This window comes from Georgenia faecalis (genome assembly GCF_003710105.1).
Taxonomy (GTDB): Bacteria; Actinomycetota; Actinomycetes; order Actinomycetales; family Actinomycetaceae; genus Georgenia_A; species Georgenia_A faecalis.
Window position 1 is genome coordinate 2,901,280 of sequence record NZ_CP033325.1, and the last position, 22,899, is coordinate 2,924,178.

The following is a 22,899-nucleotide window of genomic DNA, read 5'->3' on the forward strand; positions in this document are numbered from 1 at the left end:
GCTGCACCGACTGAAGCGTTTCAAGGACGCTATCAGCGGCCATGCCCGCCCATCAATAGCCTGATGGATAGACCCGCCGACGTGGTGGGCCCAGACCGCCCGCACGTCGCCACCGCTGCCGAGAGCCCGCGGGCCATCGGGCCCACGGGGCCTCGCGTGGTCGCACAGCACCGGCGACTCGGGTTGCGGTTGGTCTGGGGCTGTCGGGCAGGGGGCGTGTACCGGCTGGGGACTGCCCACCGACCGGTTCGAGAGTCACCGGTGTATCCGCTGCACAATCCGGTAGCGGACGATGCGCTGGATCATCATCGGGTACCCGTGAAAGACAAGGCCCACCATGACGATCTGCGCGGCTCCTACGAATTGCTGAGCGAGGATGGCCGTTGCCGCCAGCACTAGGGTCGCAGCTCCACCGATAGCGTGACCGGTCTCGGACAGCTGCGTTCCTCGCGCCAGCCGTTCCAGGCGTGTGCTTCCTGGTCCTTGCTCGCGCATGCTGGCGATGGCACGGTTCCAGCCCACCCGGCCCAGCAGACGGCGCAGTGCCTGCGCACCGACCAGCGCATAGATGCGTGGCTCCGCGCTGGCGACTGTGTAGCGGCGGTGCAGGGTATCGACGAGCAGCGGCCCTGCCAGCAGGCCGAGGAACGTGAACCCCCCTTGTACGGTGAGTGCATAGACGAGGTGGTCGGGGCCGATGAAGGACCAACCAGCAACCGCCAAGGTCGTCGCAAGAGCGACGCCGATAACGGCCGCAGCAATCGGATGCTCGGGCCTCTCGCGCATGCGCTCACCGTGGCCTGACACGATCCCCAGACTAGTGAAGGGCTCAGCGGCGCGGCGCCCCGGGCGGCTCAGCGATAGCCGGCCATCGCCTCGAGGCGCGCGATCCGCTCCCCCATCGGCGGGTGGGTGGCGAACATCTTCGCCACGCCGGCCCCCCGGAACGGGTTGGCGATCATCATGTGGGAGACGCTCTCCAGTCGCGGCGAGGGCTGCAGGGGGCGCGCGGCGGTGCCCCGGTCGAGCTTGGCCAGCGCGGACGCCAGGGCCATGGGGTCGCCGGTGAGCTGGGCGCCGTCCTCGTCGGCGTCGAACTCGCGGGTCCGGGAGATCGACAGCTGGATGAGCGTCGCCGCCAACGGCGCGAGCAGCGCCATGGCGAGCATCGCCAGCGGGTTGCCGCCCCGGTCCCGCCCGCCGCCGAAGAACAGCAGGAACTGGGCGATCGAGGTGATGATCCCGGCGAAGGCCGCGGCCACCGAGGACGTGAGGATGTCGCGGTTGTACACGTGCATGAGCTCGTGCCCGAGGACACCCCGCAGCTCGCGCTCGTCGAGGATCGAGAGGATGCCGGCCGTGCAGCACACGGCGGCGTTCGCCGGGTTGCGGCCGGTCGCGAAGGCGTTGGGCTGCGCCGTCGGGGAGATGTACAGCCGCGGCATGGGCTGGCGGGCGGCCGTGGAGAGCTCGCGGACGATCCGGTACATCACTGGCGCCTCGGCCTCGGAGACCGGGCGGGCGCCCATGGCGCGGATCGCCAGCTTGTCGGAGTTCCAGTAGCTGTAGAAGGTCGAGACCAGCCCGAGGACGGCGAACACCCAGATGAACCCGGGCGAGCCCGTGCCGTCCGCGATGACCGCCCCGAGCCCCAGCAGGACAGCCCAGAGCACGCCGAAGAGCGCCGCCGTCTTCACGCCGTTGAAGTGGCGATGCCCCATGGTCAGACCTCCTGTCGAGAGACCGCCGTCATCGTCTCGCGGGACACGACCTTGATGCGCTCGCGCCCCTCGGCCTCACCGAGGGAACGCTCGTAGGCGTCGAGCAGTTCCCACCCGGCCCACGTGGTGTACCGCACCCCGCGCTCCTCCAGCCGGGCGAGGAGGCCCTCGTGGCCGGCGTCGGGCGCGGAGGCCGTGAGGAGGCCCGCCTCGGCGTCCTGGACCAGGTGGGCGATGGTCTGCTGGGCGTCGGACTTCGTCGAGCCGATGAGCCCCACGGGGCCGCGCTTGATCCAGCCGGTGACGTACACGCCGGTGAGGACCTCGCCGCGGTCGAGGACGCGCCCCTCCTCGTTGGGCACGACGCCGCCGGTGGCGTCGAAGGGCAGCCCGGGCATCGGCGAGCCGAAGTAGCCCACCGCGCGGTAGACCGCCTGCACGGGGGTGTCGACCAGCTCGCCCGTGCCGCGCACGGTGCCGTCACCGGTGAGCTCGGTGCGCTCGGTCCGCACGCCGGCGACGTGACCGTCGCCGTCGGCGAGGATCTCCACCGGGCGGTGGAGGAAGTGCAGGTGGATGCGCCGGGAGGCGGTGAGCTCCTCCGGCTCGCGCAGCGTCCAGTCGGTGAGGGTCTTGACGACCTGCTTGGTCTGGTTGGAGGACCGGATCGCCTCCATGGAACCCTCGTCGAACTCGAAGTCCTCGGGGTAGACGATGACGTCGACGTCGGGGACGTGGCCGAGCTCGCGCAGCTCCAGCGGCGTGAACTTCACCTGGGCGGGGCCACGGCGGCCGAAGACGTGGACGTCGGTGACCCGGTTCGCGCGCAGGCCCTCGACGACGTTCGCGGGGATCTCCGTGGGCAGGAGGTCCTCGACGTGCTTGGCGAGGATCCGCGCGACGTCGAGCGCGACGTTGCCGACGCCGAGGACGGCGACCTGCTCCGCCTCGAGCGGCCAGGTGGCCGGCGCGTCCGGGTGCCCGTCGTACCAGGAGACGAAGTCCGCGGCGCCGTAGGCCTCGGGCAGGTCCGCCCCGGGGATGGGCAGCGGCGCGTCCTGGTCGGCGCCGGTGGCGACGATGACGGCGTCGTAGCGCTCGCGCAGCTCCTCGAGCGTGACGTCGGTGCCGACGTCGACGTTGCCCACGAGGGAGATGTCGCCGCGGGAGAGCACCTTGTGGAGCGCGACGATGATCTGCTTGATCCGCGGGTGGTCCGGGGCGACGCCGTAACGCACCAGCCCGAACGGGGCGGGCAGCCGCTCGAGGAGGTCGATGCGCACGTCCAGACCGGTCTTCGTCAGGATGTCGGCGGCATAGATGCCGGCGGGGCCGGCCCCGATGATCGCCACGGAGAGCGGGCGGGAGCTGCTCACGGATGCCTCTCGTCGTCGGACGGGCGCGCACGGCCCGGGGTCAAGTCCGCCGTCCAGTCTAGGCGGCGCGCCGCACCGGGGTCCCGGGGCGGGGTGGGACGCACCTCACACGCTCAGGCGAGGCGGTCGACCATGACGCCCGCGAACGACACGAGCGCGTCCTTGGTGCGCCCGTCCGGCAGCGGGGCCAGCTCGGCGACGGCGTCGTGCGCCCACCGGGTGGCGAGCTCACGCGCCTCGACGACCACCTCGTGGTCGCGCAGCTCGGCGACGACCCGGCCGAGCGCGGCGTCGGAGCGCAGGTCCTCCCCCAGCCGGGCAAGGACCTCGGCGCCATGGGCGTCGAGGCGCCCCTGCTCCGCGCGGCGGCGCAGGAGCAGCACCGGCATGGTGGCGACGCCCTCGCGCAGGTCGGTGCCGGGCGTCTTGCCGGTGGCCTCCGCGTCGGAGGCCAGGTCGATGACGTCGTCGGCGAGCTGGAACGCCACGCCCACCTTCTCGCCGTACCGCTCGAGGACGGTCGCGACCTCCGCGCCCGCGCCCGAGAACGTCGCGCCGTAGCGCGCCGAGGTGGCGATGAGCGAGCCGGTCTTGTCGGCGAGGACCCCGAGGTAGTGCTCGATGGGGTCCTGGCCCTCGGCGGGGCCGAGGGTCTCGTGGAGCTGGCCGAGGCACAGCCGCTCGAAGGTCTCCGCGTGGACCCGCACGGCGTCGGCCCCGAGGGAGGCGACGAGCTGCGAGGCGCGGGCGAAGAGCAGGTCGCCGGTGAGGATGGCGACGGAGTTGCCCCAGACCTCGTGGGCGCTGGGCGCCCCCCGCCGCAGCGGCGCGGAGTCCATGACGTCGTCGTGGTAGAGCGTGGCGAGGTGGGTGAGCTCGACGGCGACCGCCGCCCGGAGCACCTCCTCGCGCGCGCCGTCGCCGAACTGGGCGGCGAGCAGCGTGAGGACGGGGCGCATGCGCTTGCCGCCCGCGGCGGCGAGGTGCTTCGAGGGTCCGTCGACCAGCGCGTCGGCGCCGGTGACCGCGGCGCGCAGGCGGTCCTCGACCTCCGCGAGCCGGGGCAGGAGCGCCTCGGCCAGCTCGGGGTCGTCGATGGGCATGGTGGCGGAGGTCATGGCAGGAACACCGCAGCCTGGCCGACGAGGTCGAGGACGGGCCCGGGGAAGACGCCCAGGGCCAGGGTGCCGAGCGCGCAGATGCCCACGGCCACCGCGGTGAGGCCCTCGGAGCGCACCACCGCGGTGCTCTCCCCGTCCGGCTCGGTGAAGAACATGAGGACGATGAGGCGGACGTAGAAGAACGCCGCCGCGGCGCTGGCGAGGACGGCGATGACCACGAGGACCGTGGCGCCGCCGTCGACGGCCGCGGAGAACACGGCGAACTTGCCGATGAAGCCCGCGGTGAGCGGGATGCCCGCGAAGGAGAGGAGGAACAGCGCCATGGCGGCGGCGACGGCGGGGTGCCGGCGTCCCAGCCCGGCCCACTGCGACAGGTGGGTCGCCTCGCCGGTGACCGTGCCGTCCGCCGAGCGCTCGCGCACGAGGGTGACGACGCCGAAGGCGCCGATGGTGGCCAGGCCGTAGGCGAGGAGGTAGAAGAGCGTGGCGGGGATGCCCTGCTCGTCGAGGGCGATGACGCCGAGCAGGACGAACCCGGCGTGCGCGATCGAGGAGTACGCGAGCATCCGCTTGACGTCGCTCTGGACGATGGCGATGACCGTGCCGACCACCATGGTGAGGATGGCGATCCCCCACAGCAGCGGCTCGAGGTCCCACTCCAGGCCGGGCACGACGACGTACGCGAACCGCAGCAGCGCGCCGAAGGCGGCCACCTTGGTGCACGCGGCCATGAAGCCGGTGATCGGCGTCGGGGCGCCCTGGTAGACGTCGGGCGTCCAGGCGTGGAAGGGCACGGCGCCGACCTTGAAGAGCAGGCCGACGAGGACGAGGACGGTACCGGCGAGGAGGAAGCCGTCCATGCCGACCATCGCGGGCACCGCTTGGGCGATGCCGGACAGGCGCACGGTGCCGGAGAACCCGTAGAGCAGCGCGACGCCCATGATGAAGAACGCCGAGGCGAAGGAGCCGAGGAGGAAGTACTTGAGCGACGCCTCCTGGGAGAGGAGGCGACGGCGCCGGGCTAGGCCGGTGAGCAGGTACAGCGGCAGGGAGAGCACCTCGAGCGCGATGAACATCGTCAGCAGGTCACCGGCGGCGGGGAAGACGAGCATGCCGGTGAGGGCGAACAGGACGAGCGGGAAGACCTCGGACTGCGTGCGGCCCGCGCGGGTGGCGTCGGCCTCCTCCACGCTGCCCGGGCGCGCGGCGCCCTGCGCCGCGAACGCGTCCTCGCCCCACTCGGAGCGGTCGGCGACGACGAGGATCCCCACGAAGGACAGCACGGCGAGGATCCCCTGGGCGAGGAGCGCGGGGCCGTCCTCGATGATCGCGCCGGCGACGACCTCCTGCGGGCCGGTCTCGGCGACGACCGTCCAGCGCCAGACCACGGCGATGAGCGCCGCGGCCGTGGCGAGGAGGGAGAGGACCACCTGCGTGGCCCGGCGCGCCCCCCGGGGCACGAAGGCCTCGACGAGCACGCCGAGGACCGCGGCCCCCAGGACGATGAGGACGGGCGTCAGCGCCGCCCAGTCGATGACCGGCTCGACGAACCCGTTCACTTCCCGCTCCCCTCGGCCACCGTGGCGGCGGCCTCGTCAGCGCCGGGGTCGGCGCTCGTCGTAGTGTCCACGTGCTCGATCGCCAGCTCCTCCGCCACCGGGCGCACGGCGTCGAGCACCGGCGCCGGGTAGATGCCCAGGACGAGCATCGCGGCGACCAGCGGGGCCACGACGGCCCACCGCTCGCGCCCGCCCAGGTCGGGCGTCGCGGCGAGCTCCTCGCGCGTGCGGCCGGTGAACATCCGCTGGTAGGGCAGGAGGATGTACAGGGCCGCGACGACGACGGCGAGCACCGCGGCGACGGCGGCCACCGGGGAGACCCGGAAGGTGCCGAGCAGCACGAGGTACTCGGGCACGAACCCGCTCAGGCCGGGCAGCGACAGCGTCGCCAGGCCGGCGATGAGGAAGCTGCCGGCGAGGACCGGGGTGACCTGGCGCATGCCGCTGTAGGAGGCGATGTCCTGGGTGCCCCCGCGCTGGGTGAGGAAGCCCCCGAAGAGGAACAGCGCGGCCGTGGAGACGCCGTGGGCAACCATGTAGAGCATCGCGCCGGTCATGGCGACCTCGTCCCGGACGAAGATGCCCAGGACGATGAACCCGAAGTGGGAGACCGAGGTGAAGGCGACCAGGCGCATGAGGTCGCGCTGCCCGACGGCCACGATCGCCCCGTAGAGGATCGAGACGACGGCGAGGACGATGATCGCCGGGGCGGCCCACCGGGAGGCCTCGGGGAACAGCGGCAGGCACAGCGCGAGCATCCCGAAGGTGCCGACCTTGTCGAGGACGCCGACGAGCAGCGCGGAGGTCCCGGGAGACGCCTGCTGGGCGGCGTCGGGCAGCCAGGTGTGGACGGGCCACATCGGCGCCTTGACGGCGAACGCCACGAAGAACGCGAGGAAGATCCAGCGCTCGGCCCACAGGCCGAGGTCGGCCCCGACGAGGGAGTCGATGAGGAAGCCCTCGGGCCCGCCGGGTCCGGCGATGCCCAGGGCGATGACGCCGACGAGCATGATGAGCCCGCCGGCGAGGGAGTAGAGGAGGAACTTCGTCGCGGCGTGCCGGCGGCGGGGTCCGCCGTAGGCGCCGATGAGGAAGTACACCGGGATGAGCATCGCCTCGAACAGGACGTAGAAGAGGAAGACGTCCCGGGCGGCGAAGACGGCGATCATCATCGCCTCGAGCGCGAGGACGAGCGCGACGAAGCCGGCCTGCCGGCGCGCGACGTCGACGCCCTCGAGGGCCCGCTCGTGCTCGCGCCAGCCGGCGGCGATCGCGATGGGCACGAGGAACACGGACAGCAGCACCATGGCGAGCCCGAGGCCGTTGACGCCCAGCGCGTAGGACACCCCGAGCTGTGGGATCCAGGAGAGCTGCTCGGTGAGCTGCTGCTGGCCGGCGGCGGCGAGGTCGAACTGGGTCGCCATGACCACCGCCCCGACGAGGACGAGGAGGGCGACGCCGACGCCGAACGGCCGGGCGACGCGGTGGAGCGGCCGGACGAGCCACAGCACCGCCGCCGCGACGAGCGGGACGACGATGAGGATGCTCAGCCAGGGGAGCTCGGTTGTGTTCTGCATGAGGATTCCTCTACCTCTTCCTCTCAGGCTCGCGAGGCGAGGACGACGACAAGGGCAACGACGGCGCCGACGAGCATGAGCGCGGCGTAGGAACGGACGTACCCGGTCTGCAGGCGCCGCAGCATCTGGCCGGACCCGCTGGTGCCGCGGGCGATACCCGTGACCGCGCCGTCGACGACGGCGGAGTCGGCGTAGACGAGCGTGCGGGCGAGGTACTGGCCGGGGCGCATGGCCACCGCCTCGTTGACGTCGTCCTGGTAGAGGTCACGGCGGGCGGCGCGGGTGAGCACGGAGCCGCGCGGGGCGACGACCGGCACCTTCTCGGCGACGTACATCCGGTAGGCGAGGGCCGCGCCGGCGACGGCGAGGACGATCGTCGCGGTCATGATGAGCCAGATGGGCAGCACGGGGTCGTGGTGCTCGGCGTGGCCCGTGACCGGCTCGAGCCAGTGGACGAACCCGTCGCCCAGCTGGAGGACGAAGCCGAGGCCGACGGAGCCGATCGCGAGGATGACCATCGGGATCGTCATGAGCGCCGGGGACTCGTGCGGGTGCTGCTCGGCGCCCTCCGCCTTGGTGGTCCAGCGGGCGCTGCCGTGGAAGACCATGAAGAACAGCCGCGACATGTAGAAGGCGGTGATCCCGGCGCCGAGGAGCGCGACGGTGCCGAAGACCCAGGCCTGCCAGCCCTCGGCGGCGAACGCCGTCTCGATGATGGAGTCCTTGCTCCAGAACCCGGAGAACGGCGGGATGCCGATGATGGCGAGCCAGCCGGCCGCGAACGTCAGCCAGGTGATCTTCATGTACTTGGCGAGGTTGCCGAACCGGCGCATGTCGACCTGGTCGTTCATCGCGTGCATGACCGAGCCGGCGCCGAGGAACATCCCCGCCTTGAAGAAGCCGTGGGTGACGAGGTGGAAGATCGCGAAGGCGTAGCCCACCGGCCCCAGGCCGGCGCCGAGCATCATGTAGCCGATCTGCGACATCGTCGACGCCGCGAGGACCTTCTTCATGTCGTCCTTCGCGGACCCGACGATCGCCCCGAAGAGCAGCGTGATGGCACCGACGATGGCGACGACGAGCAGCGCCGTGGGGGCGCCCTCGAAGATCGGGCCGGAGCGCACGACGAGGTAGACGCCGGCGGTGACCATGGTCGCCGCGTGGATGAGCGCCGAGACCGGCGTGGGGCCAGCCATGGCATCGCCGAGCCAGGCCTGCAGCGGGAACTGCGCGGACTTGCCGCAGGCGCCGAGGAGCAGGAGGAGCCCGATGGTGGTGAGCACGCCCTCGCTGGCCGCGGAGACCTCGGTGAGGACGCCGTCGAAGCTCACGCTGCCGAAGGTGGAGAACATCACCATCATCGCGACGAGCAGGCCGATGTCGCCCACCCGGTTCATGACGAACGCCTTCTTCGCGGCGACGGCGTAGTCGCGGCGGTGGTCCCAGAACCCGATGAGCAGGAACGAGGCGAGGCCGACGCCCTCCCAGCCCACGAAGAGCAGGGCGTAGGAGTCGGCGAGGACGAGGAGCAGCATCGCCGCGACGAAGAGGTTGAGGTAGGCGAAGAACCGGCGGCGGTCCCGGTCGTGCGACATGTACGCGACCGAGTAGATGTGGATGAGCGTGCCGACGAAGGTGACGAGGAGGACGAACGTCATCGAGAGCGGGTCGACCCGCAGGCCGGCGTCGACCGTGAGGTCACCCGCGGGCAGCCACCGGAACAGGTGGAGGTCCATCACCCGGTCCGCGGGCTCCGCCGCGAACATCTGCAGCGCGACGAGCAGCGCGACGACGAACGAGCCGGCCGAGGCCAGCACGCCGAGCCAGTGGCCCCACCGGTTGGACCGGCGGCCGGCGAGCAGGAGGACCGCTGCGCCGAGGAGCGGCAGCGCGACGAGGAGCCACGCCAGCGAGGCGGTTCCCTCGGCGGGCGCCGCGTCGGCGACGGCGGTGGACATGGCTGGGCTACCCAGCAGGGTTACGAGCACGCCGGCCCCCGTCAGTTCTTCAGCAGGTTGACGTCGTCCACGGACGCCGACCTACGGGTTCGGAAGATGGACACGACGATCGCCAGCCCGACGACGACCTCGGCCGCGGCGACGACCATGACGAAGAAGGCGACGACCTGCCCCGTGAGGTCGCCGTGCCAGCGGGCGAAGGTGACGAGCATGAGGTTCGCCGAGTTGAGCATGAGCTCCACGCCCATGAGGGCGATGATGGAGTTGCGGCGCAGCAGGACGGTCGTGGCGCCGATGGCGAAGAGGATCCCCGACAGGACGACGTAGTTCACCAGGGTCATCGGACCTCCTCCACGCTCGAGCTCGACGGCTTCTCGCCGGCCGGGTTGGTCTCGCCCGGCCGGGCCTCGAGCCCGGGCATGCCCTCGCCGCCCGCCTGGGGCACGGTACGGGCCCCGAGGTCGCCGGAGGTGTCGCCGTGGCCCTCGCGGACGCGGCGGGCCGTGGCCTCGACGGTCTCGGGGCTCACGTCGGCGATGTCCTGCTGCTGGCCGCGGATGCGCAGCACCCGCGGGACGGACGCCTCGATGGCGTGGCCGTCGGCGCCGAGCGCGGGGACGTCCGCGCCGTTGTGCCGGGCGTACAGGCCCGGCGGGGGCAGCGGTCCGACGCGCCCGCCGGTGGCGGCGTAGGCGGCCATCTTGGCGTCGGCGACCTCGCGCTGGCCGCGCTTGGCGCCCACCCGCTCGCGGTGCGTGAGGGTGAGGGCACCGAGGGCGGCGGTGATGAGCAGCGCGCCGGTGATCTCCATGGTGAAGGCGTAGTCGGAGAAGAGGACCCGCGCGACGCCGACGGGGTTGGTGTCGATGTTGGCGACCTCGAGGCCGGCCGGCGGGCCGACCGTCGCGGTGACCGCCACCCCGCCGAGCACGACGGCCAGGCCCACGCCCGCGAGGGCGGCGATCCAGCGCTGGCCGGTGAGCGTCTCGACGAGGGAGTCCGAGGCGTCCACGCCGACGAGCATGAGGACGAAGAGGAAGAGCATCATGATCGCGCCGGTGTAGACGACCACCTGGGCGACGCCGAGGAACGTGGCCTCCTGCGCGACGTAGAGGAACGCCAGGCAGATCATGACGAAGATGACGCAGACCGCGGCGTAGACCGCCTTGCGGGCGAAGACCAGGCCGAGCGCGGCGAGGACCATGAGCGGGGCGAGGACCCAGAACAGGACGGTCTCCCCGGTGGAGACGGTGCCCGTCTCGGCCAGGGCCATCGGCAGGGCTGCCGCGATCACTGCCTCGCTCCCTTCGCGGCGGCGACCGGGCGCACGGCGGCCAGGCTGGCGTCGTCGGGGCGGTTGGCCCTGACCCACTCGACCTGGTCCTGCGTGGGGCCGGTGATGTCACCGCGGTAGTAGTCGTCGTCCTCCGTGCCGGCCACCATGGGGTGCGGCGCGGCGAGCATGCCGTCGGCGAGCGGCGCGAGGAGGTCCTGCTTCTCGTAGATGAGGCCCTCGCGGGTCGGCCCGGCGAGCTCGTACTCGTTGGTCATCGTGAGGGCCCGCGTCGGGCACGCCTCGATGCACAGCCCGCAGAAGATGCAGCGCAGGTAGTTGATCTGGTAGACGCGGCCGTACCGCTCGCCCGGGGAGTACTGCTCCTCGGGCTGGTTGTCCCCGCCCTGGACGAAGATGGCGTCGGCCGGGCACGCCCAGGCGCACAGCTCGCAGCCGATGCACTTCTCGAGGCCGTCGGGGTACCGGTTGAGCTGGTGCCGCCCGTGGTAGCGCGGCTGGGTGGGCACCTTCTCGAAGGGGTACTGCTCCGTGACCATGGGCCGGAACATCGAGGAGAAGGTGACGCCGAACCCGGCGACCGGCGCGAAGATCTCGCCGAGCGGGCCCTTGGGGTCGCGTTCGAACCGCATGGGGGTGTGGGCCCCCACCTCGCCCCGGCGCCGGGCGCGCTTGCCGAGCTCACGCCCGTCGCGGCCGGAGTCCTGGTCCGTCATCGTCCTTCTCCTTCACCCGTGCGGGTGGTGGCACCCGCGGTCTCCTGCGCTCGCTGCTTGCGTGGCGACGGCGGCAAGGCCTGGCCAGGCATGGGCGGCACCGGGAAGCCGCCCGCCATGGCGTCGAACTCCGTCCCGGGGTCGATGACCCGCCCCGACCGTACCGGTTCGGCATCCTCCGGCGGTGCATCGGCCTTGCGGTCGGGCCAGAAGAGCGAGACGACGAGGACGACGACGAGCAGGGCCGCGAGGCCGAGGAACACGTTGCGCAGCTCGAGGTCACCGAACTGGAGCAGCCCCTGGAGCACCGCCACGGCGACGAGCCACACGAGGGCCGCCGGGATGAGGACCTTCCAGCCGAGCTTCATGAACTGGTCGTAGCGGAAGCGCAGGAGTGTCCCGCGCAGCCAGAACATGAAGAACATGACGAGCCACACCTTGGCGACGAACCACAGCACCGGCCACCAGCCGGTGTTGAGCATCCCGTCGCCCACGAGGGTGAGCGGCCACGGCGCGCGCCACCCGCCGAGGAAGAGCGTGGTGGCCACGGCGGAGACGTTGAGCATGTTGACGTACTCGGCGAGGAAGAACCACGCGAACTTCATCGAGGAGTACTCGACCATGTGGCCGGCGACGAGCTCGCCCTCGGCCTCGGGGAGGTCGAAGGGCAGCCGGTTGACCTCACCCACCATGGAGATGAGGTAGATGACGAACGCCGGCGCGAGGGCGACCGCCCACCACATCTGCGACTGCGCCTCGACGATCTGGGACGTCGACATCGAGCCCGACACGAGGAACACGCTGACGAGGGCCAGGCCCATGCTCAGCTCGTAGGAGATCACCTGCGCCGAGGAGCGCACCGCGCCCAGCAGGGGGTAGGTGGAGTTCGACGACCAGCCGCCGAGGACGATGCCGTACACCCCGACCGCGGTGACCGCGAGGATGTAGAGCACGGCCACGGGCATGTCCGTGAGCTGCAGCGGCGTGACGACGCCGAAGATCGACACCTCCGGGCCGAACGGGATGACGGCGTAGATGAGGAACGCCGAGAACGCCGCGATGAACGGGGCGAGGACGTAGATGAACCGGTCGGCGCCCTTGAGGTTGATGTCCTCCTTGAGGAGGAGCTTGAGGGCGTCACCCATCGACTGCAGGAGGCCGAACGGGCCGTTGACGTTGGGCCCGGGGCGCGTCTGCATGCGGCCGAGGATCCGCCGCTCCGCCCAGATGGCGATGAGCACGGAGACGAGGAGGAACACGATGATCGCGACGGCCTTGACGACCCAGATCCACCACGTGTCGTTGCTGAAGTCGGCTGCCGTGCCGGCGGCCATGGGAACGATCATCGGGGCACCTCCAGGGTGACGACGGCACCGGCCCCGGCGCCGAGCATCTCGTGCACGTGCGATCCGGGGGAGTTCTCCGGCAGCCAGACGACGTGCTCGGGCATCGTCGTCGTGACCATCGGCAGGGTGATCGTCCCGGCCGGGCCGCGGACGGCCAGGGGCTGGCCGTCGCGCAGGCCGAGGGCCGCGGCGGTGGCGGCGCTGACGCGGACGACGGGACGGTGCGCGGTGCCGGCGAGGTGCGGGTCACCCTCCTGGCCGCGCCCGGAGTCGAGCTGGAGCTTCCACGTCGCGAGGACGGCCTGGCCGCCCCGGACCGCGGGCGGCTCGGCGGCGCGGACCTGCGGGGCCTGGGCGCGGGGCCCCTCCCAGCCGACGAGCTCGTCGAGCTGGGCGTGGACCGCGGCGAGCGTGGCGCAGCCGAGCGCGACGCCCATCTCCGTGGCGAGGGCGTCGAGGACCTGTCGGTCGGAGAGCGCCCGGGAGACCAGCACCTGGCCGAAGGGGCGGGGGCGCCCCTCCCAGTTGACGAACGTGCCGGCCTTCTCGACCGGCGGGGCGACGGGCAGCACGACGTCGGCGTGGTCGGTCACCGCGGAACGGCGGACCTCGAGCTGGACGACGAAGCCGGCGGCGGCGAGCGCCGCGTGGGCGAGCGCCGGGTCCGGCAGGTCGCGCGGCTCGACGCCGCCGACGAGGAGCCCGCCGAGGGCGCCGTCGCGCGCGGCGGTGAGGATGGCGGTGAGGTCGCGCCCGGGCGCGGCGGGCACGTCGGCGCCCCACACGCCGCCGACGTCGACGCGGGCCTCGGCCTCGGTGGCCGGGCGGCCGCCAGGGAGCAGGCCGGGCAGCAGCCCGGCCTCGACGGCGGCGCGCTCCCCCGCCCGGCGCGGGACCCACGCCACGCGGGCGCCGGTGCGCCCGACGAGGCGCTCGACGGCGCTGAGCGTGCCGGGCAGCGCCCCGGCGCGCTCGCCGACGAGGACGACCGAGCCGGGGGTGGCCAGGGCCTGGGCGACGGCAGCGAGGTCGGGCTCGGCGGAGGTGGGGACGAGGGCGTCGAGGACCTCGGCCTCGGTGCCGGGCGCGGTCGGCACCAGCCGGGCGCGCATCTTCGTCGCGCCCCGGGTGGCCAGGGGCGCCAGCGCGGCGACCTGGACTCGGCCGGCGACGACGCCCTTGCGCAGGCGCAGGAACACCGCGCCGGCCTCGTCCTCGGGCTCGAGGGCGACGAGCAGGACGTGCGGGGCGTTCTCCAGGTCGGTAAAGGTGACGTCCATGCCGGTCCCGGCGACGCGGGCGGCGAGGAAGGCCGCCTCCTCGTCCGAGTGGGCGCGGGCGCGGGCGTCGACGTCGTTCGTGCCGAGGACGGTGCGCGCGAAGCGCGACCAGGCGTAGGCGTCCTCGAGGGGGAGGCGACCACCGGGCAGCACGCCGACGCCGCCGGCCTCCCGCGCCCGGGCGAGCCCGGTCGCGGCCAGGTCGAGGGCCTCCGACCAGCTCGTCGGGACGAGCGCGCCGGTCTCCTCGTCACGGACGAGGGGGACGTCGAGACGGTCGGGCGCGCTCTGCCAGCCGAAGGCGAAGCGGTCCTTGTCGGTGATCCACTCGTCGTTGACCTCGTGGTCCTCACCGGCGAGGCGGCGCACGACGACGCCCCGGCGGTGGTCCACGCGGATCGCCGAGCCGCTGGAGTCGTGCTCGGCGACGCTCTCGGTGGAGACGAGGTCGAACGGGCGCGCCCGGAAGCGGTAGCCGGCCGAGGTGAGCGCACCGACGGGGCAGATCTGGATGGTGTTGCCGGAGAAGTAGGAGGAGAACGGCCGTCCGGAGCCGTCGAGCTCAGCCACGCCCATGGGGCCGCTGGCGAAACCGGCGACGGGGCCCGCCTCCCCGAACGGGCCGACGACCTCGTCGGTGAACGCCTGGCCCGCGTGCGAGCCGTGGAGGTCGAAGTCGAGGACGCGGGCGTCGAAGGTGCCGATCTGCTGGCCGGGCACGCTGTGGATCTCCCGGCCGGGGGCGCCGCCGCCACGGCCCTGGAGGTCGATGAACGGGTCGCCGGCGATCTGCGCGGAGAACCGGGTGCAGCGCTGGCACAGGACGCAGCGGTCGCGGTCGAGGAGGATCTGGGTGGAGACCTTGACCGGCTTGGGGAACGTCCGCTTGACGTCGACGAACCGGCTGGTGGCCCGGCCGTTGCTCATCGCCTGGTTCTGCAGGGGGCACTCGCCGCCCTTGTCGCACACCGGGCAGTCGAGCGGGTGGTTGATGAGGAGGAACTCGATCATCGAGTGCTGCGCCTTGTCGGCGACCGGCGAGGTGTGCTGGGTCGCCACGACCATGCCGGGGGTGGCCTCGAGCGTGCACGAGGTCTGCGGCTTGGGCATCGCCCGCAGGTTGCCCTCACGGTCGGGCGTGGCCACCTCGACCAGGCACTGGCGGCAGGCGCCGACCGGCTTGAGGAGCGGGTGGTCGCAGAACCGCGGGATCTGGATCCCGACCTGCTCCGCGGCCCGGATGACGACGGTGCCCTTGGGCACCTCCACCTCGAGCCCGTCGATGGTGAGGCTCACCGTCTGCGGGGAGGACTGCACGGCGGCGGTCGTCGCCTGGGTCATCGAGCACCTACTTCGGAGAAAGCGGCCGAGGCCTGGTACGGGAAGAGCTCGGCGGCGGGGGTGTGCATCCCGGCCTCGAACTCCTCGCGGAAGTGGGCGATGCCGCTCTGGATGGGGGCGGCGGAGGCGTCACCGAGGGCGCAGAAGGAGCGCCCGGCGATGTTGGCAGAGACGTCGAGCAGGAGGTCGATGTCCCCCGGCACGCCGCGCCCCTGCTCGAGGCGGTGCATGACCTGCTTCATCCAGTAGGTCCCCTCGCGGCACGGGGTGCACTTGCCGCAGGACTCGTGCTGGTAGAAGTCCGTCCACCGGGAGATGACCCGCACCGCGGAGACCGTCTCGTCGAAGACCATGAGCGCGCGGGTGGCGAGCATCGAGCCCGCCGCGCCCACCGACTCGTAGTCGAGCGGGACGTCGAGGTGCTCCTCGGTGAGGATCGGCGTCGAGGACCCGCCCGGGGTCCAGAACTTCAGGCGGTGCCCCGCCCGGACGCCGCCGGCCATGTCGATGAGCTCGCGCATGGTGATGCCGAACGGCGCCTCGTACTGGCCGGGGCGCTCGACGTGGCCGGAGAGGGAGAAGATGCCGTGCCCGGCGGACTTCTCGGTCCCCATCGAGGTGAACCAGTCCACTCCCCCGCGGATGATCCCGGGGACCGAGGCGATGGACTCGACGTTGTTCACCACGGTCGGGCGCGCGTAGAGGCCGGCGACGGCGGGGAAGGGCGGCTTGAGGCGCGGCTGGCCGCGCATGCCCTCGAGGGAGTCGAGCAGCGCCGTCTCCTCGCCGCAGATGTAGGCCCCGGCCCCGGCGTGGACGGTGATCTCGAGGTCGAAGTCGCCGCGGGGTCCGGTGCCGGTGCCGATGAGCCCGGCCTCGCGCGCCTCGCGGACCGCCGCGAGGAGCCGGCGGTAGACGTGGACGACCTCGCCGCGCAGGTAGATGAAGGCGTGGGTGCACCCGATGGCGTAGGCCGTGATCGCGACGCCCTCGAGGAGGACGTGCGGGTTGGCCAGCATGAGCGGGATGTCCTTGCAGGTGCCCGGCTCGGACTCGTCCGCGTTGACGACGAGGTAGCGCGGGCCGCCGTCGGCCGGCGGGAGGAAGGACCACTTGAGCCCGGTGGGGAAGCCGGCGCCGCCGCGGCCGCGCAGGCCGGAGGCCTTGACGGTCGCCACGACGTCCTCGGGCGTGGAGCCCAGCGCCTGGGCCAGGCCCTCGTACCCGCCGTGGGCGCGGTACGTGGCCAGGGTCCACGGCTTGTCCGCGTCCCAGGTGTCGGTGAGCACGGGCGTGAGCACGGTCGCGTCAGCCACGGGATCCTCCCTTGTCCGGCCCCTTGCCGGGTTCGACCACGGTCTGGGGCGCCGTGTCCGACGGCGTCGTCGGCTTGCGCTCGGCGCTGGAGTGCACGCCGCCGGTCTCCTGCGCGCCGGCCGGCTCGGCGGCCTGCTCGCCCACGCGGGGCTCGGTGGACGGGTCGGCGGGGCGGCCCATGTCGGGGGCCCGCCAGCCGCGCTCGCGGGCCAGGCGCAGCCCCACGAGGCTCGCCTCGCCGGCGGCGACGCCCTCGTCGGCGCGGCCGTCGTCGAAGCCGGCCAGCACCCGGGAGACCTCCTTGAAGGTCGCCACGCTGGCGGCGCCGCGGGTCGGCGCGACGGGCTCGCCGGCGCGGAGCCGGTCGACGACCTCGACCGCGCTGCGCGGCGTCTGGTTGTCGAAGAACTCCCAGTTGACCATGACGACCGGCGCGTAGTCGCAGGCCGCGTTGCACTCGATGCTCTCGAGCGTGATGGCCCCGTCGTCCGTCGTCTCGTCGTGCCCGACGCCGAGGTGGTCGGCGAGCGTGGCGTAGATGGCGTCGCCGCCCATGACGGCGCACAGCGCGTTGGTGCACACGCCCACGGTGTAGGTCCCGTTGGGGTGGCGCTTGTACTGCGTGTAGAACGTCGCGACCGCGGAGACCTCGGGGCGGGACAGGCCGAGGACGTCGGCGCACAGCGCGATGCCGTTGGCGCTGACGTACCCGTCCTCGGACTGGACGAGGTGGAGCATCGGCAGGAGCGCCGAGCGCGGCTCGGGGTAGCGCGCGATGATCTCGAGCGCCTCGGCGCGCAGGCGCTCCTCGGTGGTGGGCTCGTACCCGGTGACGGCCATCAGCGGTCCACCCCTCCCATGACGGGGTCGATCGAGGCGAGGGCGACGACGACGTCGGCCAGCTGGCCGCCCTCGGTCATCATCGCCATCGACTGCAGGTTGGAGAACGACGGGTCCCGGAAGTGCGCCCGGTACGGCTTCGTGCCGCCGTCGGAGACGAGGTGGACGCCGAGGACGCCGCGGGGGTGCTCGACGGCCTGGTGGACCTGGCCGGCCGGGACGTGGAAGCCCTCGGTGACGAGCTTGAAGTGGTGGATGAGCGACTCCATCGAGGTGCTCATGATCTCGCGGATGTGGTCGCGGGAGTTGCCCTGGCCGTCGGAGCCGATGGACAGCTGCGCCGGCCACGCGATCTTCTTGTCGGCGACCATGACCGGACCCGGCGTGGCCTCGAGGCGGTCGAGCACCTGGTAGACGATCTTCAGGGACTCGTAGCACTCGTCGAACCGCACGGCGACGCGGTTGTACGCGTCGGAGTAGTCCCGGGTGATGACGTCGAAGTCGTAGGTCTCGTAGCCGCAGTAGGGCTGGAGCCGGCGCAGGTCGAGCGGGTAGCCCGTGGCCCGGACCGACGGACCGGTCAGGCCCAGGGCGAGCGCCCCGGCGAGGGAGATGTAGCCGACGTCGTTGTGGCGGGCCTTGAAGATCGGGTTGGCCATCGTGAGGTCCTGGAGCTCACCGATGTCGCGGCGCACCTTGGGCATGAGCTCGCGCACCATCGCCACGGTGTCCCCGGGGATGTCCTGCGCGACGCCGCCGGGGCGGATGAACGCGTTGTTCATCCGCAGGCCGGAGATGTGCTCGAAGATCCGCAGGATCTCCTCGCGGCCGCGGAACGCGATGGTCATCATCGTCGTGGCGCCGAGCTCGTTGCCGCCGGAGCCGATGGCGACGAGGTGCGAGCCGATCCGGTTGAGCTCCATGAGGAGCACCCGGATGAGGGTGGCGCGCTCGGGGACCTCGTCGGTGATCCCGAGGAGCTTCTCGACACCGAGGCAGTACGCCACCTCCTGGAAGAAGTTCGCGACGTAGTCCATGCGGGTGCACAGCGTCACGCCCTGCGTCCAGGTGCGGTACTCCATGTTCTTCTCGATGCCGGTGTGGAGGTAGCCGTTGCCCAGGCGCAGCTCCTTCACCGTCTCGCCCTCGATGTCGAGGATGAGCCGGAGCACGCCGTGGGTGGAGGGGTGCACCGGGCCCATGTTGACGACGATGCGCTCCTCGCCGATGCGCTCGGCCTCCTCGGCGATCTCCGCCCAGTCACCGCCCTCGGCGATGAACTCGCGGGCGCCGCCGCCGTCCGTCGCCGCACCGGTCGCGCCGATGGGCGAGCTCGTGTTCGAAGCCATCAGTTGTACGACCTCCGGGTGTCGGGCGGCGGGATCGTGGCGCCCTTGTACTCCACCGGGATCCCACCGAGGGGGTAGTCCTTGCGCTGCGGGTGGCCTACCCAGTCGTCGGGGAGCATGGTGCGGGCGAGGGCGGGGTGGTCGTCGAAGACGATCCCCATGAGGTCCCAGGTCTCCCGCTCGTGCCAGCTGTTGCCCGGGTAGACCTGGACGAGCGAGGGCACGTGCGGGTCGGCCTCGGGCGCGGTGACCTCGAGGCGCAGCTGCCGGCCGTGGGTGAGGGACATGAGGGCGTACACCGCGTGCAGCTCGCGTCCGACGTCGTGCGGGAAGTGGACGCCGGAGACGCCGAGGCACAGCTCGAAGCGCAGGTCGGCGTCGTCGCGCAGGAACCGGGCGACGGTGCGCAGGTGCTCGCGGGTGAGGAACAGGGTGAGCTCGCCGCGGTCGACGACGACCTTCTCCACCGCGTCCTCGAGGGCGATGCCCGCCTCGCCGAGGAGCTCGGCGAGGATGTCGACGACCTCGTCGAACCAGCCGCCGTAGGGGCGCTCGGACGGCGGGGGCATGGCGATGGTGCGGACCAGCCCGCCGAAGCCGCTGGTGTCACCGGGGCCCGTGACGCCGAACATGCCGCGCCGGACGTCGACGATCTCCAGCGGGGTGCGCCCGGCGGGGACGTTCTGCGCCCCGGCCTCGAGGGCGGCCTCGGTGGTCGACTGCGCGCCGACCGCACCGGCCCCCGGCTTGACGGCGTCCGCCGCCGACCCCTTCTCCTCGTCGCGTTCGGTCCCGCTCACGCGAGCAGCCCCTTCATCTCGTGGGTGGGGGTGGCGGCCAGGGCCGCCGCCTCCGCGGCACGCACCGCGGCCTCGCGGTTGACGCCCAGCGGGGCGTTCTTCACCTGCTCGTGGAGCTCGAGGATGGCGTGGAGGAGCATCTCCGGGCGCGGCGGGCAGCCGGGCAGGTAGATGTCCACCGGGAGGATGTGGTCGACGCCCTGGATGATGGCGTAGTTGTTGAACATCCCGCCGCTGGAGGCGCACACGCCCATGGAGATGACCCACTTGGGCTCGGGCATCTGGTCGTAGGTCTGGCGGACCACGGGGGCCATCTTCTGGCTCACCCGGCCCGAGACGATCATGAGGTCGGCGTGCCGCGGCGAGGCGCGGAAGACCTCCATGCCGAAGCGCGAGATGTCGAACCGCGGCGTGCCGGTCGCCATCATCTCGATGGCGCAGCAGGCCAGGCCCATCGTCACCGGCCACATCGACGCCTTGCGGCTCAGCCCCACCACCTTCTCGACGGTGGTGAGCATGAAGCCGGAGGGAACCTTCTCCTCGAGTCCCATGGTGTTCCTCTCAGTCCCAGTCCAGGCCGCCGCGGCGCCATTCGTAGATGAACGGCACGGTGATCAGGAAGATGAATCCCAGCATGGCGACCAGGCCGAAGGTGGCCAGCTCGGAGAATGCCACGGCCCACGGCACGAGGAAGATCACCTCGATGTCGAAGATGATGAACGTCATCGCGACGAGGTAGTACTTCACCGGGAACCGGCCGGCGCTCGCCGCCCGCGGGGTGGCCTCCACGCCGCACTCGTAGTTGGAGACCTTGATGCGGTTGTAGCGCTTGGGGCCGATGACCGCGCTGGCGGCGATCCCGCCGATCGCCAGGAGGGCGGCGACCGCCATCATGACGAGGATCGGGACGAACGGGTTCGTCATGCTGCCTCCGTAGTAGTGCGGCCGAGCGGGGTGGTGTCGGCGGGCCGGGTGATGCCCCGCATCGCGCCGTCGGCGCCGCGACGGGCGTCACACCCAGCGTACGGGGGGAAGGTGGGTCCTTGCGTCCTCACGAGGCGGGCACCGCCCGCGTCAGCGCGGTGATGAGCCGGTCCATCCAGTCCCCGTCCCGGCGGTCGAAACCGTCGGAGAGGAGCTTCATGACGAAGCGCATGAGGACGGGGCGCGGCAGGCCGTACTTCACGCACGCGCGCATGATCTCGGGCCGCTCGATGATCCGGGCGAAGGCCTGGCCCAGGGTGAAGTACCCGCCGAGCTCCTCGCTGAGGAGCTTCGGGTAGGTCCGCAGCGCCTTCTCCATCTCGTACGGGCTGGTCCGGGCCAGCGCCTGCGCGACGACGTCGGCCGCCATCCGGCCGGACTGCATGGCGTAGGCGATCCCCTCGCCGTTGAACGGGGAGACCATGCCGCCGGAGTCACCGACGAGGAGCAGGCCCTGGGTGTAGTGCGGCTTGCGGTTGAACGCCATCGGCAGGGCCGCGCTGCGCAGCGGGCCGATCTGGTTCTCGGGGGTGAACTCCCACTCCGCGGGCGCGTTGCGCATCCACGTCGCGAAGAGCTCCTTGTAGTCGAGCCGGGTGGGCTTGGCCGTCGAGCTGAGCGAGCCCAGACCGACGTTGCAGGTGCCGTCCCCGAGCGCGAAGACCCAGCCGTAGCCGGGCATGAGGTTGGACTCCCCCGGCACGCCGTCCCACAGCTCCAGGTGCGACTCCATCATGTCGTCGTCGTGCCGCGGGGAGCGGAAGTACGTGCGGACCGCGACGCCCATGGGCCGGTTGGTGTTCTTCTCGATCCCCATGGCCGTCGCCAGGCGCGCGGACACTCCCCCGGCGTCGACGACGATCCGCGCCCGCAGCTCCACCTCCTCGCCCGCGCGCCGCCCGGCGGCGTCGACGGGGCGGGCGGTGACGCCGACGATGCGCCCGGAGCGCTCCGAGCGCAGCGGGGCCGTGACGGACATGCCCTCCCGCAGGCGCGCGCCGGAGGCGGCGGCGTGCCGGGCGAGCGTCTCGTCGAGGTTCATCCGGGACCGCGCCAGGCCGTAGGACGGCATCTCGGCGAGCTCGGGCCACGGGATCTCGATGACGTGACCGGCGCCGTAGGTGCGCAGCCCGTAGTTGCGGATCCAGCCGTCGGACTCCTCGATGGACACGCCCATGCGGATGAGCTCGGCCACGGCGCGGGGGGTGAGGCCGTCCCCGCAGACCTTGTCGCGCGGGAAGGTGCCCTTCTCCAGGAGGAGGACGTCGAGCCCGGTCTGGGCGAGGTAGTGCGCCGTCGCGGACCCCGCCGGCCCGGCGCCGACGACGATGACGTCGGCGTCGTCCCTCGCACCTCGCGCCACGTCGCTGCCCCGCTTCTACTCAGGTCTGGAAACCGCCACGTGAGTCTACAAACGTCGGCGTAGGTATTCCGGTTAGGGAGTCCTTACCGGTGAGCGGCGCAATGGCCGTGGGCGGTCGCCCCACCCCCGGGCAGTGGCGCGCATCACGTCCGTGGGGACGCGTGCGACGCATCAGGCGGGTCGCGTCCCCCGGTGCAGCGCGACGATGCCCGCGGAGAGGTTGCGGTACGCGACGTCCTCCCAGCCGGCGGCCTGGAGGAGCCCGGCGAGCGCGCGCTGGTCCGGCCAGGCGGTGATGGACTCCGCGAGGTAGCCGTAGGCGTCGGTGTTGGAGGAGACGACGGTGGCCAGGCGCGGCAGGACGTGGCCGAGGTAGGCGGTGTACGCCACGCGGAGCGGCGCGCGGGTCGGGCGGGAGAACTCGCACACCACCAGCCGCCCGCCGGGCCGGGTGACGCGGAGCATCTCCGCGAGCGCCCGCGTCGGCTCGGCGACGTTGCGCAGCCCGAAGGAGATGGTGACGACGTCGAAGCTGGCGTCGGCGAACGGCAGTGCCGTCGCGTCCCCGGCGACGAACGGCAGGTCGGGCCGGCGCCGCTTGCCCACCCCCACCATGCCGGTGGAGAAGTCGCAGGGGACGACGTCGATGCCGGCGTCGGCGTAGTCCTCGCTCGAGGTGCCCGTACCGGCGGCGAGGTCGAGGACCCGCATCCCCGGCTCGGCCGCCACGGCCTTGCGGGTGGCCACCCGCCACAGGCGGTCCTGCCACAGGGACAGCACGTCGTTCGTCACGTCGTAGCGCCGCGCGACGGCGTCGAACATGCGGGCGACCTCGCGGGGCTCCTTGGCCAGGCTGGCACGGCTCATGGCGACATCCTCCCAGGTGCGTCCGGGTGCCGCGCGCGCCGCGGACCCGCCGGCGCGGCCGGCGCGAGCGGCGCGGCCGGCGCGGCCTCC

Annotated in this window: 20 protein-coding genes; all 20 read right to left on the bottom strand. The window is 72.3% G+C overall.

The window, feature by feature from the left end; genetic code table 11:
* Positions 1-255 precede the first annotated feature (255 nt).
* The 20 genes from EBO36_RS12750 to EBO36_RS12845 all read right to left on the bottom strand — a co-directional run bounded on the left by EBO36_RS12750 (position 256) and on the right by EBO36_RS12845 (position 22,809).
* Positions 256-786 carry a glycosyl-4,4'-diaponeurosporenoate acyltransferase CrtO family protein gene (locus EBO36_RS12750; protein ID WP_122824959.1) on the bottom strand — a complete coding sequence of 177 codons (531 nt, stop codon included), beginning with the start codon at positions 784-786 and terminating at the stop codon, positions 256-258.
* Between the two features lie 68 nt (positions 787-854).
* Entirely contained in the window at positions 855-1,721 is an 867-nt protein-coding gene (htpX, locus tag EBO36_RS12755) for a zinc metalloprotease HtpX (protein WP_122824960.1), read from the bottom strand.
* Between the two features lie 2 nt (positions 1,722-1,723).
* Positions 1,724-3,097 (bottom strand): FAD-dependent oxidoreductase, encoded by a 1,374-nt coding sequence (locus tag EBO36_RS12760; protein ID WP_122824961.1) that lies wholly within the window; start codon positions 3,095-3,097, stop codon positions 1,724-1,726.
* A 113-nt stretch (positions 3,098-3,210) separates the two neighbouring features.
* Complete coding sequence (locus EBO36_RS12765; RefSeq protein ID WP_122824962.1) at positions 3,211-4,215, bottom strand: polyprenyl synthetase family protein; 1,005 nt, start codon at positions 4,213-4,215, stop codon at positions 3,211-3,213.
* Positions 4,212-5,777: an NADH-quinone oxidoreductase subunit NuoN gene (nuoN, locus tag EBO36_RS12770; RefSeq protein WP_122824963.1), complete on the bottom strand. Its 1,566-nt coding sequence runs from the start codon at positions 5,775-5,777 to the stop codon at positions 4,212-4,214. The genes EBO36_RS12765 and nuoN overlap by 4 nt, the downstream gene beginning before the upstream one ends.
* Positions 5,774-7,354 carry an NADH-quinone oxidoreductase subunit M gene (locus EBO36_RS12775; RefSeq protein WP_122824964.1) on the bottom strand — a complete coding sequence of 527 codons (1,581 nt, stop codon included), beginning with the start codon at positions 7,352-7,354 and terminating at the stop codon, positions 5,774-5,776. Before EBO36_RS12775 ends, nuoN begins: the two co-directional genes overlap by 4 nt.
* Before the next feature lie 23 nt (positions 7,355-7,377).
* Complete coding sequence (nuoL, locus tag EBO36_RS12780) at positions 7,378-9,312, bottom strand: NADH-quinone oxidoreductase subunit L (protein WP_122824965.1); 1,935 nt, start codon at positions 9,310-9,312, stop codon at positions 7,378-7,380.
* A 41-nt stretch (positions 9,313-9,353) separates the two neighbouring features.
* A complete protein-coding gene (gene nuoK, locus EBO36_RS12785; RefSeq protein ID WP_122824966.1) occupies positions 9,354-9,653 on the bottom strand; it encodes an NADH-quinone oxidoreductase subunit NuoK in 300 nt (99 codons plus the stop codon).
* Positions 9,650-10,585 (bottom strand): NADH-quinone oxidoreductase subunit J, encoded by a 936-nt coding sequence (locus EBO36_RS12790; protein WP_122825660.1) that lies wholly within the window; start codon positions 10,583-10,585, stop codon positions 9,650-9,652. Before EBO36_RS12790 ends, nuoK begins: the two co-directional genes overlap by 4 nt.
* Positions 10,586-10,602: 17 nt before the next feature.
* Positions 10,603-11,238: an NADH-quinone oxidoreductase subunit NuoI gene (gene nuoI, locus EBO36_RS12795; protein ID WP_122825659.1), complete on the bottom strand. Its 636-nt coding sequence runs from the start codon at positions 11,236-11,238 to the stop codon at positions 10,603-10,605.
* 80 nt (positions 11,239-11,318) lie between these two features.
* The gene (gene nuoH, locus EBO36_RS12800; protein WP_122824967.1) at positions 11,319-12,668 is read right to left on the bottom strand and encodes an NADH-quinone oxidoreductase subunit NuoH; all 1,350 of its coding nucleotides are present in this window, start codon (positions 12,666-12,668) and stop codon (positions 11,319-11,321) included.
* Positions 12,665-15,289, bottom strand: coding sequence for an NADH-quinone oxidoreductase subunit G (locus EBO36_RS12805; RefSeq protein WP_122824968.1), 2,625 nt, complete (start codon positions 15,287-15,289; stop codon positions 12,665-12,667). Before EBO36_RS12805 ends, nuoH begins: the two co-directional genes overlap by 4 nt.
* Positions 15,286-16,605: an NADH-quinone oxidoreductase subunit NuoF gene (gene nuoF / locus EBO36_RS12810; protein ID WP_122824969.1), complete on the bottom strand. Its 1,320-nt coding sequence runs from the start codon at positions 16,603-16,605 to the stop codon at positions 15,286-15,288. Before nuoF ends, EBO36_RS12805 begins: the two co-directional genes overlap by 4 nt.
* The gene (gene nuoE, locus EBO36_RS12815; RefSeq protein ID WP_122824970.1) at positions 16,598-17,446 is read right to left on the bottom strand and encodes an NADH-quinone oxidoreductase subunit NuoE; all 849 of its coding nucleotides are present in this window, start codon (positions 17,444-17,446) and stop codon (positions 16,598-16,600) included. The genes nuoF and nuoE overlap by 8 nt, the downstream gene beginning before the upstream one ends.
* Positions 17,446-18,795 carry an NADH-quinone oxidoreductase subunit D gene (locus EBO36_RS12820; protein ID WP_122824971.1) on the bottom strand — a complete coding sequence of 450 codons (1,350 nt, stop codon included), beginning with the start codon at positions 18,793-18,795 and terminating at the stop codon, positions 17,446-17,448. Before EBO36_RS12820 ends, nuoE begins: the two co-directional genes overlap by 1 nt.
* Positions 18,795-19,595: an NADH-quinone oxidoreductase subunit C gene (locus tag EBO36_RS12825; RefSeq protein WP_122824972.1), complete on the bottom strand. Its 801-nt coding sequence runs from the start codon at positions 19,593-19,595 to the stop codon at positions 18,795-18,797. The genes EBO36_RS12820 and EBO36_RS12825 overlap by 1 nt, the downstream gene beginning before the upstream one ends.
* The gene (locus EBO36_RS12830) at positions 19,592-20,146 is read right to left on the bottom strand and encodes a NuoB/complex I 20 kDa subunit family protein (protein WP_122824973.1); all 555 of its coding nucleotides are present in this window, start codon (positions 20,144-20,146) and stop codon (positions 19,592-19,594) included. The genes EBO36_RS12825 and EBO36_RS12830 overlap by 4 nt, the downstream gene beginning before the upstream one ends.
* A gap of 10 nt (positions 20,147-20,156) precedes the next feature.
* Positions 20,157-20,519: an NADH-quinone oxidoreductase subunit A gene (locus tag EBO36_RS12835; protein ID WP_122824974.1), complete on the bottom strand. Its 363-nt coding sequence runs from the start codon at positions 20,517-20,519 to the stop codon at positions 20,157-20,159.
* Positions 20,520-20,646: 127 nt separating this feature from the next.
* On the bottom strand, positions 20,647-21,942 hold the full coding sequence (locus EBO36_RS12840) for a geranylgeranyl reductase family protein (protein WP_122824975.1): 1,296 nt from the start codon (positions 21,940-21,942) through the stop codon (positions 20,647-20,649).
* Between the two features lie 171 nt (positions 21,943-22,113).
* Positions 22,114-22,809 (bottom strand): demethylmenaquinone methyltransferase, encoded by a 696-nt coding sequence (locus EBO36_RS12845; RefSeq protein ID WP_122824976.1) that lies wholly within the window; start codon positions 22,807-22,809, stop codon positions 22,114-22,116.
* Positions 22,810-22,899 lie beyond the last annotated feature (90 nt).